This window comes from Bosea sp. BIWAKO-01 (assembly GCF_001748145.1).
Taxonomy (GTDB): domain Bacteria; phylum Pseudomonadota; class Alphaproteobacteria; order Rhizobiales; family Beijerinckiaceae; genus Allobosea.
The window spans coordinates 402396-419142 of the sequence record NZ_BCQA01000002.1; the positions used below are offsets into that span (position 1 = coordinate 402396).

Annotated in this window: 12 protein-coding genes and 1 pseudogene; 4 read left to right on the forward strand and 9 right to left on the reverse strand. The window is 64.9% G+C overall.

All coding sequences use genetic code 11. The features are described from left to right. The 3 genes from BIWAKO_RS33630 to BIWAKO_RS33640 form a co-directional block, all read right to left on the reverse strand. Entirely contained in the window at positions 1 to 987 is a 987-nt protein-coding gene (locus BIWAKO_RS33630) for an ABC transporter permease (RefSeq protein WP_069883288.1), read from the reverse strand. A gap of 63 nt (positions 988 to 1050) precedes the next feature. Beyond that, positions 1051 to 3009, reverse strand: a complete 1959-nt coding sequence (locus tag BIWAKO_RS33635) for an ABC transporter substrate-binding protein (protein ID WP_069883289.1) — start codon at positions 3007 to 3009, stop codon at positions 1051 to 1053. 83 nt (positions 3010 to 3092) lie between these two features. Beyond that, positions 3093 to 4034 carry an aldose epimerase family protein gene (locus tag BIWAKO_RS33640; protein WP_069883290.1) on the reverse strand — a complete coding sequence of 314 codons (942 nt, stop codon included), beginning with the start codon at positions 4032 to 4034 and terminating at the stop codon, positions 3093 to 3095. A gap of 233 nt (positions 4035 to 4267) precedes the next feature. Here BIWAKO_RS33640 and BIWAKO_RS33645 point away from each other — a divergent pair, with 233 nt between their 5' ends. The 3 genes from BIWAKO_RS33645 (at position 4268) to BIWAKO_RS33655 (ending at position 8222) form a co-directional block, all read left to right on the forward strand. Beyond that, entirely contained in the window at positions 4268 to 5995 is a 1728-nt protein-coding gene (locus BIWAKO_RS33645) for an IclR family transcriptional regulator domain-containing protein (protein ID WP_069883291.1), read from the forward strand. 78 nt (positions 5996 to 6073) lie between these two features. Beyond that, on the forward strand, positions 6074 to 6895 hold the full coding sequence (locus tag BIWAKO_RS33650) for an NAD-dependent epimerase/dehydratase family protein (RefSeq protein WP_141740488.1): 822 nt from the start codon (positions 6074 to 6076) through the stop codon (positions 6893 to 6895). 70 nt (positions 6896 to 6965) lie between these two features. Further along, positions 6966 to 8222, forward strand: a complete 1257-nt coding sequence (locus BIWAKO_RS33655) for a glucarate dehydratase family protein (protein WP_069883293.1) — start codon at positions 6966 to 6968, stop codon at positions 8220 to 8222. A gap of 22 nt (positions 8223 to 8244) precedes the next feature. Here BIWAKO_RS33655 and BIWAKO_RS33660 read toward each other — a convergent pair whose 3' ends face one another. The 3 genes from BIWAKO_RS33660 to BIWAKO_RS35775 form a co-directional block, all read right to left on the reverse strand. Then, positions 8245 to 9135: an SMP-30/gluconolactonase/LRE family protein gene (locus BIWAKO_RS33660; RefSeq protein ID WP_069883294.1), complete on the reverse strand. Its 891-nt coding sequence runs from the start codon at positions 9133 to 9135 to the stop codon at positions 8245 to 8247. Positions 9136 to 9519: 384 nt separating this feature from the next. Beyond that, complete coding sequence (locus BIWAKO_RS35770) at positions 9520 to 9960, reverse strand: hypothetical protein (RefSeq protein ID WP_141740467.1); 441 nt, start codon at positions 9958 to 9960, stop codon at positions 9520 to 9522. Position 9961: 1 nt separating this feature from the next. Next, positions 9962 to 10378: a hypothetical protein gene (locus BIWAKO_RS35775; protein ID WP_141740468.1), complete on the reverse strand. Its 417-nt coding sequence runs from the start codon at positions 10376 to 10378 to the stop codon at positions 9962 to 9964. Between the two features lie 294 nt (positions 10379 to 10672). Here BIWAKO_RS35775 and BIWAKO_RS33670 point away from each other — a divergent pair, with 294 nt between their 5' ends. Then, positions 10673 to 10882, forward strand: a complete 210-nt coding sequence (locus tag BIWAKO_RS33670) for a hypothetical protein (protein WP_069883296.1) — start codon at positions 10673 to 10675, stop codon at positions 10880 to 10882. A gap of 269 nt (positions 10883 to 11151) precedes the next feature. Here BIWAKO_RS33670 and BIWAKO_RS33675 read toward each other — a convergent pair whose 3' ends face one another. From BIWAKO_RS33675 to BIWAKO_RS33685, 3 genes and pseudogenes are all read right to left on the reverse strand, one after another. Next, on the reverse strand, positions 11152 to 13119 hold the full coding sequence (locus tag BIWAKO_RS33675; RefSeq protein WP_244523740.1) for a methyl-accepting chemotaxis protein: 1968 nt from the start codon (positions 13117 to 13119) through the stop codon (positions 11152 to 11154). 586 nt (positions 13120 to 13705) lie between these two features. Further along, positions 13706 to 14799 (reverse strand): annotated as a pseudogene (locus BIWAKO_RS33680) (ABC transporter ATP-binding protein). Next, positions 14796 to 16736 (reverse strand): glycoside hydrolase family 127 protein, encoded by a 1941-nt coding sequence (locus tag BIWAKO_RS33685; RefSeq protein ID WP_069883410.1) that lies wholly within the window; start codon positions 16734 to 16736, stop codon positions 14796 to 14798. Before BIWAKO_RS33685 ends, BIWAKO_RS33680 begins: the two are co-directional and overlap by 4 nt. Positions 16737 to 16747: the final 11 nt, after the last annotated feature.

The following is a 16747-nucleotide window of genomic DNA, read 5'->3' on the forward strand; positions in this document are numbered from 1 at the left end:
CTATTCCAGCCTGATGCGTGGATCGACGAGGGCGAGCAGGATGTCGCTGATCAGCGAGCCGATCAGCGTGAGCGTGCAGATCAGCAGCACGAAGGCGCCGGCCAGATACATGTCCTGGCTCATCAGCGACTGGAGCAGGAGCGGCCCCGCGGTCGGCAGGCTCAGCACGATGGCGACGATGATCGAGCCGGAGACGAGGTTCGGCAGCAGCCAGGAAATCGTCGAGATGAACGGGTTGAGCGCGAGGCGGAGCGGGTATTTCACCAGCAGGTGGAATTCCGAGAGGCCCTTGGCGCGCGCGGTCGTGACATAGGGTTTGTTGAGCTCGTCCAGCATGTTGGCGCGCATGACGCGGATCAGGCTGGCGGTGCCCGAGACGGCCAGGATGATGACCGGAATCCAGAGATGCTGCAGCAGGTCGATGACCTTGCCGATGCTCCAGGGCGCCGTGACATACTGCTCGGAGAAGAGCCCGCCGACCTCCTGCCCGAACTCGACCGCCGCGACATACATCAGCACGAGCGCGAGCAGGAAGCTCGGGATGGCAAGGCCGAGGAAGCTGAAGAAGGTGACGATATAGTCGCCGATCGAATATTTCTTGACCGCCGAGAACACGCCGATCGGCAGCGCGATGCCCCAGGTCGCGAGCAGCGTCGAGAAGGTCAGCACCAGGGTCAGCGCCATCCGTTCCCAGATCAGGTCGCTGACCGGCTGCTGCCATTCGAAGCTGAGGCCGAAATCGCCTCTGAGCACGATGCCGCTGATCCACTTGAAATATTGGACGATCATCGGCTGGTCGAGCCCGAAGCGAACCCGCAGATCGGCAGCCGTGTTCTGGTCGACCACTTCGTTCGAGGCGGCGAGCGTCGCGATATAGGTCGTGACGAAGTCGCCCGGCGGGAGCTGGATCAGCACGAAGGCAAGAAAGCTGACGACGATCAGCGAGGGCACCATCCAGAGGAGGCGCTTGGCGATGAAGCGAAGCATGGCACTGCCTGTCTCGATTGGAGGAGCCCGGTCGCGCCGACGGCGCCGCCGGGCTCCCGCCGATCAGGTCGCGAAGAAGAACTGCTGCGGCAGGGCCGGGCCGGGATTGGGCCAGGTCCAGGCGTTCGGATACTTCTGCGGCACGTTCTGCAGGTTGTTCTTGCAGATGCCGAAGGCGTTGACCGCCAGGCAGATGCCGATCGTCTCGAACGCCTCAGCCGTCAGGTCGAAGACGTGCTTCATGAGCGCCGCGCGCTTCTCCAGGTCGGCGGTGGCGCGGGCCTGATCGAAGAGCTTCATCCGCTGCTTCTGGCCCTCCGGCGGCTCCTGGCCGTCCTTGCCGCCCGAAACGTACCATTGCGCCCACGGAATCGCGTAGCGCGAGCCCTGGGTGTGCTGGGCGAAATAGTCGCGCGGATCGAGCATCGGATCGAGCCCGCCGGGCCCCGGCCAGACGGCGGCGTCATGGTCGTTATTGTCGCCGCGCGTGTAGTAGAGCGCGCGCTCGATCGTATTGACCTTGATGTCGACGCCGATCTCGGCCCAGTGGCGCTTCACCAGTTCGAGCGCGTCGACCTCGTCGGGATACAGGGTCGGGATCACGTCGATGGCGAAGAAGATCCTCTGCCCGTCCGGCCGCAGCCTGATGCCGTTGGCGTCCTTCTTGGCGTAACCGAGCTTGTCTAGGATGGCGTTGGCCTGGGCCGGGTCGTGGCTGGTGAACTGCTCGGACAGGCCCGCATGATACCAGGGGTGGCCCGGGCGCGGTCCGGTCTGGTGCGGCTGCGACTGGCCGAGATAGACGAGGTCGATGATTTCCTTGCGGTCCATGCCCAGCGAGAGCGCCTTGCGGAACTCCTTGTTGGCGAACATCTCCCGCATCTTCGCGTCCTTGTGCGTCATGTTCAGGTAGATCTGAACCTGCTGCGACGAGGAGCTGACCAGCTCGATCAGGCGGTAGCCGCCCTTCTGCATGTTCTGCGACAGAGTCGGCTTGTTCTGGAGCGTGTCGAGATGGCGCTCCTGGATGTCGAGGCGCCCGGAAATCGCGTCCAGCATCAGCGACTCGACGTCCTGCGAGATGCTGAAACTGAGCCTGTCGATATAGGGTAGCTGGTTGCCGGCGGTGTCGACCTGCCAGAAATAGGGATTGCGCTCCATCACCACGCGCGTCGCGCCGCCGGTATAGGGCTCCTTGATGACCCAGGGGTCGAGCGTCGGCTTGTCGGCATTGCCCCAGCGCGACGGAATCTCGATATCGCCGCACTTGTTGCGGAACAGCGTGCCCCAGTCGGAGAGGTTCGCCGCCTTGACCAGCTCCGCCACGCCGGGATTGTACTTCGGATGGAACTGGCTGCAGTAGTGCTTGGCGAACAGCGTCGGATGCTGCCCGAGCGGGGTCGCCATCATCTCGAGGAACAGGGCATAGGGGCTGGCGAAGGTGAACTTGACCGTGGTTTCGTCGATCCTGGTCGCGGTGCCCGCCTTGTTGTCGATCACGATCGGCGAAGGGGCCGACTTGTAGAGCTCGGTATTCTTGGCGCAGTCCTCGATCGAGAAGACGACGTCATCGGCCGTGAACGGCTTGCCGTCGGACCATTTCATGCCCTTGCGGAGATGGAAGGTGAACTCGGTCGAATCCGCGTTGACCTCCCATTTGTCGGCCACGTTCGGCAGGACTGCGGTGAAGGCAAGGTTCCAGCGTACGAGGCCCTGGTTGCCGACCATGCGCAGGATGCCGTTATGGTCGGACGAGCCGCGCAGGCCCCGCCTGAGCGAGCCGCCATAGCGGCCGACCTTCTCCACCGTGATGACCAGCGGATTTCCCGAGATGCGCTCGGCCAGCGGTGGCAGCTTGCCTTCGGCCGCAAGCTTCGCGAGAGCCGGCGCTTCCTTGGCCGCCTGGGCGAAAGCCATATCGGGCAGGGCCGAGAGCGCGGTGGCGCCGGCAAGCCCCTTCAGCATGTCGCGACGATCGAGGCCTGGGCGCAGACGTGGTCCGTGTTCGGTATCCCTGCTCATGCTTTCCTCCCGATAGAGATGATGCCCGGCCTTTCGGCTTTGTCGCCTTGGGTAGAATGGTCGCTGCCGCCTTTCGGCTCACCTCATGCCAGCTCGATCCGCATCGTGGCCGAGATCGCCTCGCCGGCGCGCAGCACCCGGGCGCCAGTGCCCGCCTTTCCTGAAGCCGCGAGGTTGAAGGCGTCGGCGACATGGCTCACCGGCTCGAGGCACAGGTAGCGCCCGCCGGCCGGGACGTGGAACACGAGGTGGTCGAGCGGGGCGTTCGCCTCGATCACGACCCGCGTGCCATCGCGCCGATCGAGCGACGCCGTTCCGCCCCAGCCGGCGTGATAGGTCGTGACCTCATCCTCGCCATGGCGCGAATCGTGGAGGCGGGCACTGCCCGTGAGCGTCAAAAGCTCCCGGCCGCAGCCGTTGGCATCCGCTTTCCACACGGCATCGGCGGCAAAGCTGATGCGGTCGCCCTGCGATACCGCGAAATAGGGATGAAGCCCCAGGCCGATCGGCATCGGTGACGCTGCCCGGCTTTCGACGCCGATTTCGTGGGTCACGCCGGACGCGTCCAGCGTGATGCGCTGGATGGCCTCGAATTCCCAGGGCCAGGCATCCGGAGCGCTCTCCGGGGCGTGCCGATAGCGCATCTCGACCTGCACCTGCGAGTGCCGGGTCATGGTCCATGGCCGCATCTGGCAGAAGCCATGCAGCGCATGGGGCGCCGCGGCCGGGTGCGGCGCAAGCGCGACCGGGGTTTCGCCAAACCGGAACGCGGCTCCGCGGATGCGGTTGGAAAACGGAACGAGCGGATAGGTGCCGGCCTTCGGCCAGAACAGCGGGTCGAAGCCGGTCTCAGGCAGCGGCACCAGCACGTCGGTGCGGCCGCCCCCGGGCTCCTCCCGCCACAGCGACGCGAGCCGCCCGCCATCGAGCGGCCTCACGCTCGCGCGCATCCGTCCCGCCGCCAGGGCGTGGACGTGAGGCGAGGCCTCTGCCGAACGGAGTGGTGACGTCGTCGCGTCCACCATTGCCACGTTTCGTCCCCACTGAGCCGGGAGAACCCCGATCTTGGGGAAAGGCTAGGAGTGGCTGCGCAGGCTGTCAACGACCATTCTTACTATGTATGAAAAGGTGAGTTGCTTCTCACGTTGCGCAGCGGTAATTCTCACATTGTGATACTGAGCCATTGCGGCCGATTGCGTGTCTGCGTAAGCTTTGGCCCGCTCCGCCTCAGCCCGCTCCGACAGGCCGCCCCCGTCTCATGCGTCATCGCCTCGTCAGCCTCGAACCGGATGTCGCGCCCGAAGACGAGGGGCAGAAGGGCAGCGCCGTCACCGAGATTCGCGGCACGAGGCTCGTCGGCAAGGCGCTGAACCTGATCGATCTGATCGCAGCCTCGCCGGGCGAACACAGGGCGCAGACCCTGGCCGACGAGCTGGGCGTTCCGCGCAGCACGGTCTACCGCATCATCAACACGTTGCAGCAGCGCGGCCTGGTGCGCGTCGAGGCGAGCGGGCAGGGCTATTTCCCGGGCTTCCGGTTCCTCGAATACGCCCAGGCCGTCTGGCCGATGCCGGACCTGCCGATGCTCGCCATGACGGAGATCCGCTGGCTTCACGAGCTCAGCGGGGAGACCGTCTATTTCGCCGCGCCGGGCGGCACCAACATGATCATCATCCAGAAGATCATGAGCCTTTATCCGATCAGCACGGGAGCTCCGCTCGGCAGCCTGCGGCCGCTCTATTGCTCCGGGATGGGCAAGGCGCATCTCGCGGCGCTCGCACCTGCCGAGCGTGAGGCCCTGATCGGCCGCATGAGCTTCGAGCGCGTCACGGACCGCACGATCACGGATCCGGCCCAGCTGCGCTCGCAGCTCGATGTCTTCCGGCAGCGGGGATACGCGATCGATGACGAGGAGTTCATGGAGGGGGTTCGCTGCGTCAGCGCCGCCGTGCCGGGCGAGGGCGACGTCCCGCTCGGAGCCTTCACGGTATCTGGCCCCTGCTATCGGATGACGCTGGAGCGGGTGCACCAGCTCGGGCCCGAGGTTGCGACCGCCGCCCGGCGGCTCGGTGAGGCCGTCAGGCGGCAGGGCGGGGTGCGTCCGCGCGCCAGGCCCGATGGCGCAGAAGTGCCGCTCGCCGCCATCGGGCGTTCCTTCCTGGGAAAGTCGCCGAGCTGGGATGCAGAGACGGGTTCGCTGCTCTGGCTGGATGCGCTGGCACCTGCGATCATGCGTGCGGGAGCCGGTGAATCCGGGGCTCCGTCCCGCTCGGAGGTGATGGCGAAGTTTACCGCGCCTGCGATGGCCCTGACCCCGATCGGCGAGGGCCGCTGGTTCGTGGCGACGGAAAAGGGCGCCATGACCGTCGACCGCAATGCACACTTCGCCTCCCTGGACCCGCCCTTGCCGTTGGAATTGCTGGCCGGGATCTCGTCCGCTTGCCATGGGCCGGATGGGCAGATCTGGTTCGGGACCGGCGAAACGTCGTCCTCTCCTGCCGGACCCGGCCTGTACCGGCTTGCGGCCGGGAAACCTGTTCTGGAGGCGGAATTGCCGGCCGCCGCCACCGATATCCTGATCGACCCGGTCGGGCATCATCTCTATGCGGCCTTGAGAGCTGCAGGCGAGATCATCCGCGTCCGGATCGCCCCAGACGGAAAATGCGCGGGCCAGGAGCTGGTCGCGCGGGTCGACGCCATCCATGGCCGCCCCATGGCCCTGGCCCTGGAGGAGCCTGATCATCTCTGGGTTGCCCTCTGGGATGGCTGGAGCCTGGCGCGTCTGCGGCGCGACGGTTCCGACATGCGGCTCCTGTCCCTGCCGGTGCCGCGTCCCACCGGACTGGCCTTCGGCGGGCAGGGCGGGGACCTGCTCTATGTCACGAGTGGCCGGATTGGACTGACGCCGCAGCAGATTGCCGAAGCCCCGGCATCCGGGAGCGTCTTTGCCCTCGACAGGCGGCTTCGTGCCGCCCTGCTGCGCTGAACCGGAGACGCATCGGACCCACTCGTTCCAAGAACAAAAGCCGGGAGAGGACGCATGGTACAGCAAGAGCCGACCGTCATTCGCAACCTTCTGATCACGGGCGGCGCCGGCAATATCGGGCGAAAACTGCGCCAGGAACTCGGCGCGCGCTTCACGCGCATCCGCATTCTCGACACTGTGGCTCCAACCGCCCTTGCCGCCAACGAGGAGGCCGTACAGGCCGATATCTCCGACATCGCCGCCGTCGAGCGGGCCATGACGGGCATGGATGCAGTGATCCACATGGCGGGTGTCGTGCGCGAAGCGCCGTTCGAGGCCATCCTGCAGGCCAATGTCGTCGGCACCTGGAATGTCTATGAAGCGGCGCGACGCCGGGGCGTCGGGCGCGTCGTCTTCGGTTCGAGCAACCATGCCGTCGGCTTCTATCCCAGGCATCAGCGCCTCGACGAGACGGTCCTGCCGCGGCCGGACGGCCGCTACGGGCTCAGCAAATGCTGGGGGGAGGCGGTTGGCGCGCTCTATGCCGACAAATACGGCATCCGCAGCATGCATGTGCGGATCGGCAATGCCGCCGACATCCCCGGCAATGCCCGCACGCTGAAGATCTGGATCAGCGGACGCGATCTCGCCCAGCTCTGCCTGATCGGGCTGGAGCATCCCGACATCCACAACACCATCGTCTACGGCGTCTCGGACAATGCCGGCGGCTGGTACGACAATGCCGTCGCCCATCGGCTGGGCTACAGGCCCCAGGATCATGCCGAGGACTACACGCAGGAGGCCATGGCAGGGGAGGCCGAGCTCACGCACGAGCCGCCCGCACTCTATTTCCAGGGCGGCGGCTTCTGCTCCCTCGAATATGCCGGCGCGCCCGTTCCTCCGACCGCGCCAGTTGCATGAGCAGCCAGCTCGCCCCCCGACGATCCAGCTCACTGACCCCACCTTGCCCCCCATCCTGCCGAGGCCTCAGATGCGCATCATCGATGTCCGTATCACTCCGATTGCCTTCCGCGACCCGCCGCTTCTGAATGTATCCGGCGTGCACGAGCCCTGGGCCCTGCGCAGCATCATCGAGATCGAAACCGCCGACGGCCATGTCGGGCTCGGCGAGAGCTATGGCGACCTGGAAACCCTGGCCAATCTGGGCAAGGCGAAAGCCGGCCTGGTCGGGCTCGATCCCTTCGACCTGAACGGGCTGACGCGCGTCGTCTATGCGGCGGTCGGCGACAACCCGGATCCCGGCCAGACCTTCGGGCCGGCCGGCGACAAAGCCCGCGCCTCGGCGCTCGCCGCCTTCGAGGTCGCCTTCCTCGATCTCCAGGGCCAGATCACCGGCCGCCCGCTCTACGACATCCTTGGCGGCAAGCTGCGCGACCGGGTGCCCTACAGCGCCTATCTCTTCTACAAGTTCGCACGGCACAAGGATGATCCCGGTTATCCCGCCGATGATTGGGGCGAGGCGCTCAGCCATGAGCAGATGGTCGAGCAGGCGCGCCGGATGGTGAGCGAGTTCGGCTTCGGTTCCATCAAGCTCAAGGCCGGCGTGTTCGAGCCGGATTTCGAGATCGAGACGCTCCGCCACCTGCGCAAGGCGTTTCCGGACCACCCCTTGCGGATCGATCCCAATGCCGGCTGGTCGGTCGAGACGACGCGGCGCGTGATGCCGCAACTGGAGGGATTGCTCGAATATCTCGAGGATCCCACCCGGACGCTCGCCGAGATGGGGCAGGTCGCGACCTTCGCGCCGATGCCGCTCGCCACCAACATGGTCACGATCGCCTTCGGCCATATTCCCGAAACGATCCGCCTGAACGCCGTCCAGGTCGTCCTGTCCGACCATCATTACTGGGGCGGCCTGCGCGCCACCCAGCATCTCGCCCATCTCGGTCGCGTCTTCGGCTTCGGCATCTCGATGCACTCGAATTCGCATATGGGTATCAGCCTGGCGGCGATGACCCATGTCGGCGCCACGATCCCCAATCTCGCCTATGCCTGCGACACGCATTATCCTTGGCAGGTCGAGGAGGTCATCGAGGGCGGCAAGCTCAGAATCGAGGACGGCTCGCTTGCGCCGCCGGAAGGCCCCGGACTTGGCGTGCGGCTGGACCGCGCCGCGCTGGCGCGCTTTCACCAGCAATATCTCGATTGCGGCATCCGGGTGCGCGACGACACCAAGGAGATGCGCAAGTACCGGCCGGACTTCAATCCGGCGCGCCCGCGCTTCTGAAACCGGCCCTGCGAGAACCGGCCTATAGGCCCATGTCCAGCGGCTCGCCGAACCGGGCCACTGGCGCGCCTGGCACGTCGACGCGGAACGACAGCACCGTTCCCTCCCGCTTCGTGCCGGTGCGGTCCGTGGTCAACGAGGTGACGAAGAGCGTCCTCAGATCGGGCCCGCCGAAACAGGGCATGGTCGGGGCCGGCACGGGCAGAAGAACCTTGCGGTCGATCCTGCCATCCGGCGCGATCCGGTTGAGGCAGCCGGCGGAGACCCCGGCCGACCAGTAATAGCCCTCGGCATCGCAGGCCGCTCCATCGGGCCGGCCATCCTCCTCTTCCAGCAGGCAAAGGCGGCGCTGGCGGCTTAGCCCGCCGCTGGACAGGTCATAGTCAAAGGCCTGAACGAATTTGCCGCGGCTGTCGGAGTGAAACAGTGTTCGTCCGTCCGCGGACCAGGCCAGGCCGTTCGAGACGATGAGGCCATCGAGCATCCGTTTGCAGGTGCCGTCATGATCGACGCGATAGAGCGAGGCGACCGGCTGCTTATCCGGCGTATCGTCCATGCTGCCGACCCAGAAGCGACCATCGGGGCCGACCTTGCCGTCATTCAGGCGATTGCCGGGCCGGTCGGCCTCGGGATGGGCCACGAGCTCGAACCGGCCGCTGGTGAAGTCGAACATGTGTATGCCGTGGCGCAAGGCCACGATCGCCCGGCCATCGCGACACAGACCAAAACTCCCGATCGCGCTCGGCATATCCCAGCGCGTAAGCGCGCGCGATACGGGATCGAGCCGGAACAGGGCGGGAGCCAGGATGTCCACGAAATACAGCGCTTGTTCGGCTGAGTGCCAGAACGCGCCCTCACCAACCCCCAAGGGCAGATCGATCAGCTGTTCGACGTCGGGGGAATCGATGCGCATAACTTTCCTCTTTGTCGCCGCCATAACGCAAATTCGGAGCTTAAACCGCGCCAAGGTTGATTTTCTAAGCCTTACGAAGGCCCGCAACGCAAATATGCTTAGCGCCACATATTCGATGTCCGTGTCCGGCAGGTTTCGAATGTCAACTTCTGGCGCGTTTCCCCGGACAAGGGACGGGCGTTTGTGGCGCTCCTGCGAGGCGCACTCGCTCAGGATCTAGGGTTCTCCGCGCTGGTGCGTCTGGAGCCGGGGGATCGCTGCGGATGTCAGGAGCGACTATAAATCGGGGCGCCACGGGCATGGACCGCGCTAGAAACGTGCCCATCGCAGAGTCAAAGCACGGCGGAGGGCGCCGTCAACGCAGGTTCGGGTTGGTCGAAACCATCACTGCTTGAAGTCGGCAATTGCGCAGCCTGCCGTTTTGCTCTGGCGATTGACGGAGCCGAGATGGACTCTCCGAAACAGCTTGGCCTTGCCAGCCGGCACCGTGTCGTAGACGACAGTGCTGGGCGATGAGAGGGCGGTGCCACTGGCGCCGGCAGTGGTGCATTCAACCCTGATGTCCTTCACGCCGAACTCGTTGTCGTTCTTCACCCGCAAATCGGCGAGCATCATGGTGCCAAAGCCCCCGATCTCCCAGTCCATCGACAGGATAGTGATCTTAGCTAGCGCGGCTTGTTTAAGTTCCCGCGCGCTGGGCTGGCGAGGCCCGAGGATTTCGCGCTGTTTGGAATTGCTGGCGGAGGTTTTGTCGCCCTTGGCACCGATAGCAGCGATGCCAGAAACAGCGAATAGCCCGACAATGATTGCTTTCCCGCGTGTCATCTCAGTTACCCTTACTGACGATGCGCTTGGAAAAGTTCGAGAAAGTAAATTCCTTCAACGCTGCATCAAGCGAGTCAGTCGGATTTAGACGGCAATGGTTTGTGAGCCAGAGCTTCGCGCCAGCGAGCCCCCCACTTCCCACGATATCATTGGTGATCGGCGTCAGTAGATTAAATGCGCTGAGATAGCCACCAACATAGGCCGTCACGATCTGCCAATCTGACGAATATTTTGATGCTGGACTGTTGTCGGCTAGACGATCGCGTCGTGCATTCTCTGCGTCGGTAACCCGCAACACAAAAGCGCAAGTGTTGGCGCCTTCGAGGGCATGCACAGTGTAGTTGCCATTCTTGTCCGCCGAACTGGCTTGGCTCGAAATGCCAAGCGCGCCAATCGACAGAGCGCCCGCGACTAACATCCCCGCGCAAAGTTTCCGTATCGACATAGTGCCCTGGTTTGCGGTGAATGGGATTGACGCCGATTGCCTGCGTCCGCAGCAGGGACGTTCGGCGTTGTCGCCTGGGGGCAAGGCATTCCTGCCACTTCGCGGCTACGTCGCGCTCGTGCGACGTTGGCGAGAAACTACCCCCGGGCTGGACGGCGGTCTTGCTAAAGTCGGACAGAGATTTGTTCGGCGGAGCCTCGACCAATCGGCGTTGCCCGGCTGATCAACTGGTTGAGGATGGTTGAGCAGGAGAGGAAGCGGAGCCGGATGCTGACGCGCGATGAAATCTGGATCTTGCAACTGCTTCGGCCAGACAGGGGCTGCGTCGATTTGAGACCGAGCAAGGCGCGCGAGGAACTGATCCGCAAGGGGCTGATTGAATGGACGTCCGCGCCAGTCTGGGCCGGCATCAACACCTACACGCTAACTGAGCGCGGGCGGGCGGTCATGGGCGTGCTGCCGAAGTCGCCGGATTGATTAGTTGCGAGGATACGGGGGAAGCAGTCGAGTTGGAGTCGCCCGATCGAAGTCAGCTTGCGGACCGAGATCCAAAGGGCAGAATCGACCCGTCTGAGACATTTGCGGATCAGTGCCTAGTGGCCAGTTGGCCCGTTGCTGACGGTCAGAATCCGCTGTGCGGCAGTCAAGTTGAAGCACCTAGGCGATTTACTTCCAGACATGTTGCGGAGATGCTCGTCGTGCCGTCGCAGTCACGACCATCACGGCGAATGACGTCGCACCATCCTTCAAGCTGCGTCCAGAGTCCCGAAGAACTCGCCGACCTGGCTCCTGATCCGCCTTGCCTCGCCGTCGAGGTCGCGGGCCAGCGCCATCACGTCGATCGCGCTGGTACTGGACAGGTCGGCCGCCTCGCGCACGGCCCTCGCACTGGCCAGTACACCCTGCGCATCGTGGGCCGCCGACCGGATGGTAAGCGCGATCTGAGCGGTCGAGCGGCTCTGCCCGGCGACCCGGTCGGCAACGCGCTCGCCGAGCGTTTGCGTTTCCAGCATCCGGCCCCGGATGCTTTGGAGCGCCTCGATGCAGCGCTGACTCGCCAGCTGGATCGCTTCGATCTGGCGGCCGATCTCGCTGGTCGCGCCGCTCGTCTGCGCGGCCAGCGACCTGACCTCAGAGGCGACGACAGAAAAACCGCGGCCGGCCTGGCCGGCGCGGGCGGCCTCGATCGTGGCGTTGAGCGCCAGCAGCTTGGTCTGGCTGGCGATCTCGCTGATCAGGGTCGAGACGTGGTCGATCTGGTTCGTCGCTTCCGCCAGCTGCGCGATGGCGAGGTCGGTCCGGTCAGCTTCTGCGATTACGTCGGCGGCAGTGCTGACGGAATCCGCCACGCGCGCGGCGATCTCGTGCCCGGCGCCGGAGATGTTCTCGGCATTAGCGGCCACGCTGGTGACATGGTCGGCGGCGCGGCTGGAGGCGATCTCAGCCCGCTCGCTGCCCTCGCGCGCTTGCCCGGCCGCCGCCATCATTCGCTCCGACAGACTGGCCACGCTTTCGATCATCCGGCCGAGCCGGTCGAGCGAACTACGCAATTGCGTGTCGAAGGCCGTCACGCGGGACTTCATAGCAGCGTCGCGCCGCAGCAGCGCCTCGCGCGCATCCCGGATCTGCAGCTCCTGGATCTGGTCCGAGGCCATCTTTTCGGAAGCCGCGAGTTCGGCGAGCGTGGCGCCGTGCTGCCGCAGCAGCTTAGCGATCCAGGAGGTCAGGAGGCAGATCAAGCCGACGAATAAGGCGACGATGCCGCCGAGTATCAGCGCGCGCTTCCACCAGTAGCGGAAGATCAACTCCTCCGGTACCGCGATACTAATCTGGAGCGGATAATCGGGAACTGCCCGCGCCGAGATAATCCCCGCCTCGCTTTCCTGCGAGCCGGCAATGCGCCTCCCGGCGGACAAGGTGCTGGCGGATGCGGCCGCCTCGGGCAGGGCGCGGAACAGGGCGGAGCGGTCCGCGAGCGGGCGGTCAACGGCGTCATCATAGCTCGGCAGGCTGGCGAGCAGCACGCCGTCGCGGCGAAACAGCGCGACATGAACGAGCTCATCGGCCCGGGCCTTGTCGTAGAAGGCGCTGAAGAAGCCCGTTTCGATCTCAACCAGGGCGAGGCCGATTACGGTCCCGCTCCGGTTCCGCATCTTGCGGGACAGGACAATCGTCCTTTCCGCCGCGCTGGAGCCGAGGACCGGCGCGGCCAGGTGCAGCGCAAGCGCAGGATCGGCCATATGGGCCAGGAAGGGTTCCCTGTCTTTCAGGCTGTGCGGAGGCGGCGGGAAGGACCGTGTCGAGTTTACGACATCGCCCTGCATGTCAACGATCGTTACCGCGGCGATTTGCGGAATGGCTCGGGAACGCTCCGTCAGGACGTCGAATTGCTGGCGCGTGCCAAATGTCGCGCGGAAATCGGCCGGCGAGACGATATCCGCCCCAGTGCCGGTTTCGAACCAGCCGCGCAGCATCAGATCCGCTGTCGCGAGCGTCTGGCGGGTTTGCTCAGAGAGCAGCGCCGTGAGCGTGCCGAGTTGCTGCTGCGAAATCTCGATTGCGGTCTGGCGGCCCTGCCAGAGTGCACAGCCGGCGGTCACGACCATGATGGCGGCTGCGACCAAGCCGCCCCGGACCATCAGGCGCGCGCGTTTGCCGATGGTTTCGCGCATGTCGGGCGCTAGGAACTGGCCGGCCGGCTTCACAGCATCCATGTTCACTGGCGCGAACGTCCGTCCGATCGAAAGCCCGGTGGCGTTGGCCGGGTCCATTTAACGTGACGGAGAATGGTAACTCCCGCGTTAAGGCTTTGTGTACCCTGGCGACTGCGCGGGCCGCGTTCCAGTCTTCGCTGGGGTGCGCGTCATCCCGGGGCTGAGGCTGCAATTTTAATCGGGATAACTGCGCCTTTGCATCGGAACAACTACTGCGCCATGCATATCGCTGCGGCGCGGAGATAGAGGCGCGCGCTTATCCCTGCTTCTCAAGCCTATCCTCCCCTACGCCGACCAACCCCGACGGGCGCGCGCGGGTGCCTCAAGGTCTATGGCGCCAGGCTGCCGAACAGATTCATCACCCCCGCTTCGACGAGCCGCCGCGCGAGGCCATTCTGCTCGCCTCGGCACTGGAGCCTTTGCTCGACGCGCGCGGCCATCTTTACCGCGCATTACTCGAGATCGATCGGCGCGTGAGGGCCATCGCGCAATCAGACCCTGTTCGCCACACACGTCTACTGAAGACTGCGCCAGACTTCCACCGATAAGCCCCGGATCAAGTCCCTCCCCACTGGGATCGGCCCGTTCAGCCTCGCGCTTCGCCGGACGCGGAAAAGACTTTCAGGGCTGGCTGGTGGCAGTTCAGCCAGAGGCTGTCGCCGGGCCGGGCGTCCGGCCCCCCGCGCTGCTCGACGGTGACGACGTCTCCATTGCCGAGCCTGCAGTGGAGATAGCGCGTGCTGCCGAGATACTCGGCGAGTTCGACCTGCGCTGGCAGCGAATTCTCCCGCCTTTCTCCGACTGACCAGTGCTCGGGGCGAATTCCGAGTTTGATCGCCTCCTGCGCGGCGGCCGGCATCGGAGCGTCGAGCTCGATCTCGGTTCCGGCGATGCTGACGCGGTTGGTGGCCAGGCAGATCCCGTCGATGATGTTCATCCTCGGCGAGCCGATGAAGCCGGCGACGAAGAGATTGGCGGGATCTTCATATACCTCCCTGGGGGAGCCGACCTGCTCGATCCTGCCATCGCGCAGCACCACGATCCGGTCGGCCAGCGTCATCGCCTCGGTCTGATCGTGCGTGACATAGATCATCGTGTTGCCGAGTTCGCGGTGCAGCCGTGCAATCTCGACGCGCATGCTGACGCGCAGTTCGGCATCGAGGTTGCTCAAAGGTTCGTCGAAGAGGAAGACTAGCGGCTTGCGCACGATGGCCCGGCCGATCGCGACGCGCTGCCGTTGCCCGCCCGAGAGCTGGCCGGGGCGGCGGTCTAGCAGCGGGCCGATCTTGAGAATCTCGGCCGCGGCCTCGACTTGCCGCCTGATCTCCGAGGCGGGCGTCTTGGCGATCTCCAGACCGAACGCGAGGTTTTCCCGCACGCTCATATGTGGATAGAGCGCATAGGATTGGAACACCATCGCGATGCCGCGCTTGGCCGGGTCGAGATCGGTAACGTCCTTCCCGGCGATCAGGATATCGCCGTCCGTGACCTCCTCGAGGCCCGCGATCATGCGCAGCAAGGTCGACTTGCCGCATCCCGAGGGCCCACGAAGACGACGAACTCGCCTCCCGCAATCTTGAGGTCGAGGTCGTGAATGACATCGACCGCGCCGAAGCTCTTGCGAACGCCCTTGAGCTCGATCGTCGCCTTGTTCGACGTGGTTGTTTCGCGCCCGCTCATCGCCGGCCCCTGATCCAGACCAGCATCTGGCCGGGGTCGCGATTGTCCCAAAGGTGATAGGGCACGAAGCGCGCGACGGTTTCGGCGAATTCCGGCGGATGCGTATCGTAGAGCCTGCCGCTTCGTTGCGGCCATAGCTCGCGCCGCACCGGCAGGTCGATCGCAAGGGCCCCGCCGAGTTCCGGCATCTCAACCGTCGTCGAAGGCGTGAGGTCCTCCGGCACGATCAGCGCGTTGAGGTCGGCATCGTTGTCGACTTCCTCGGCGCAATAGATCAGCGGCCCGCGCGCAATCGCGACCCGACCGAGATCGGCCCTCACCGCCGGATGTGCATGCAGCGCCCGAACCTGCATCGGCAGTTCGAGCTCCAGCCTGTCACCGTTCTGCCATTCACGCTTCAGGTGGATGTAGCCGTCGCGCATCTCGCTTTGACCGACTGGCTTGCCGTTCAGCGTCAGGGCAGGGACTTCACACCAGCCCGGTACGCGCAGCCAGAGGGCGAAGCCTGCCGGCGCCTCTAGGCTGATGGTGATCCCGACCCGCCCATTCGTCGGATAGTCGGTTTCTTGAGTCAGCGTCACGGCCGTCGCGCCGGCGCTCAGCCGCGCCGTGTTGGAACCGTAGAGATGCACGGCGATGCCGTCCGCCGCGACGCCGTACATGTAGCTGCCGATCGCCGCCACCGTGCGGGCGATGTTTGGTGGACAGCACGGGCAGCGATGCCAGGTCCAGCGGTGATGGTCACCGCGGCTTTCCAGTGGATTGTCGTAGAAGAAGCGCTCGCCGTCGATCGACAGGCCCGACAAGGCACCATTGTAGAGAGCCTGCTCCATGATGTCGGCATAGTGCCGATCCGGTCCACGCCCGAGCATCCGGCTCGCCCACATCATCAGTGCAACGGCTGCACAGGTCTCCGCGTAAGCGGTTTCGTTGGGCAGGTCGTAATAGTCAGTGAAGCCCTCATTGCTGGCTGCCGGGCCGATGCCGCCGGTGACATACATCTGCTTGGAGGTCAGATCCTCCCAAAGCCCTTTCAAGGTCTCGGTCAGGCTGTCGTCGTCGAACTCGGTCGCCACATCCGCCATGCCAGAATAAAGATACATGGCCCGCACAGCGTGGCCCACGACCTTGGTCTGCTCGCGTACCGGGATGTGCGACTGGTTGTACAGATATGTCTTGTGGCGCCATTGCGACGGGGCTGCACCGCGCGCGGCGGCCTCGACGTCGAAATAGTGCGGCTGTTGCCCGCGCTGCTCGACGAAGTAGCGGGCGAGATCGAGATAGCGCTGCTCGCCGGTCGTACGGCCGAGCCGGATCAGCGCGAGTTCGATCTCCTCATGGCCGCAATAGCCGGGTTTCTGGCCGGGGTTCGGCCCAAATGTCTCGTCGATGTGGTCGGCATAGCGGCACATTACGTCGAGCAGCTTGCGCTTGCCGGTGGCGTGAAAATACGCCACCGCGGCCTCCATCAGGTGACCCGCACAATAGAGCTCGTGACAATCGCGCAGATTGTTCCAGCGTTGGCCAGGCTGCATCCGAACGAACCAAGAGTTCATATAGCCGTCCGGCTGCTGCAGGTCGGCGAACATGACGATGATCGCGTCGATCTTGGCTTCGAGATCGGGATTAGGCTTGCGGTAGAGCGCATAGGCCGCTGTTTCGATCACCTTCGCGACGTCGGAATCCCAGAACATCTGCACGTTGACCGTGTCGGGCGTGCCATCGGCACGGGTATGCCACGGCATTTTGACCGGCGGCACAGGTCGTGTCGGGTCGATCTGGTCGAACATGCCCGCGCTCACGCAACGCTCGTAGAGGATCATAGCGGTCTTGTCGGCGACGGCGTCGATACGGTTGCCCCAGAAGCCGCGCATCTCGACATCGGGGACGGCGGGAGGCCTGAAGCCGCTGAAGCGGGGCCGTTCGTGAGAGGTCATGTCCTTACCCA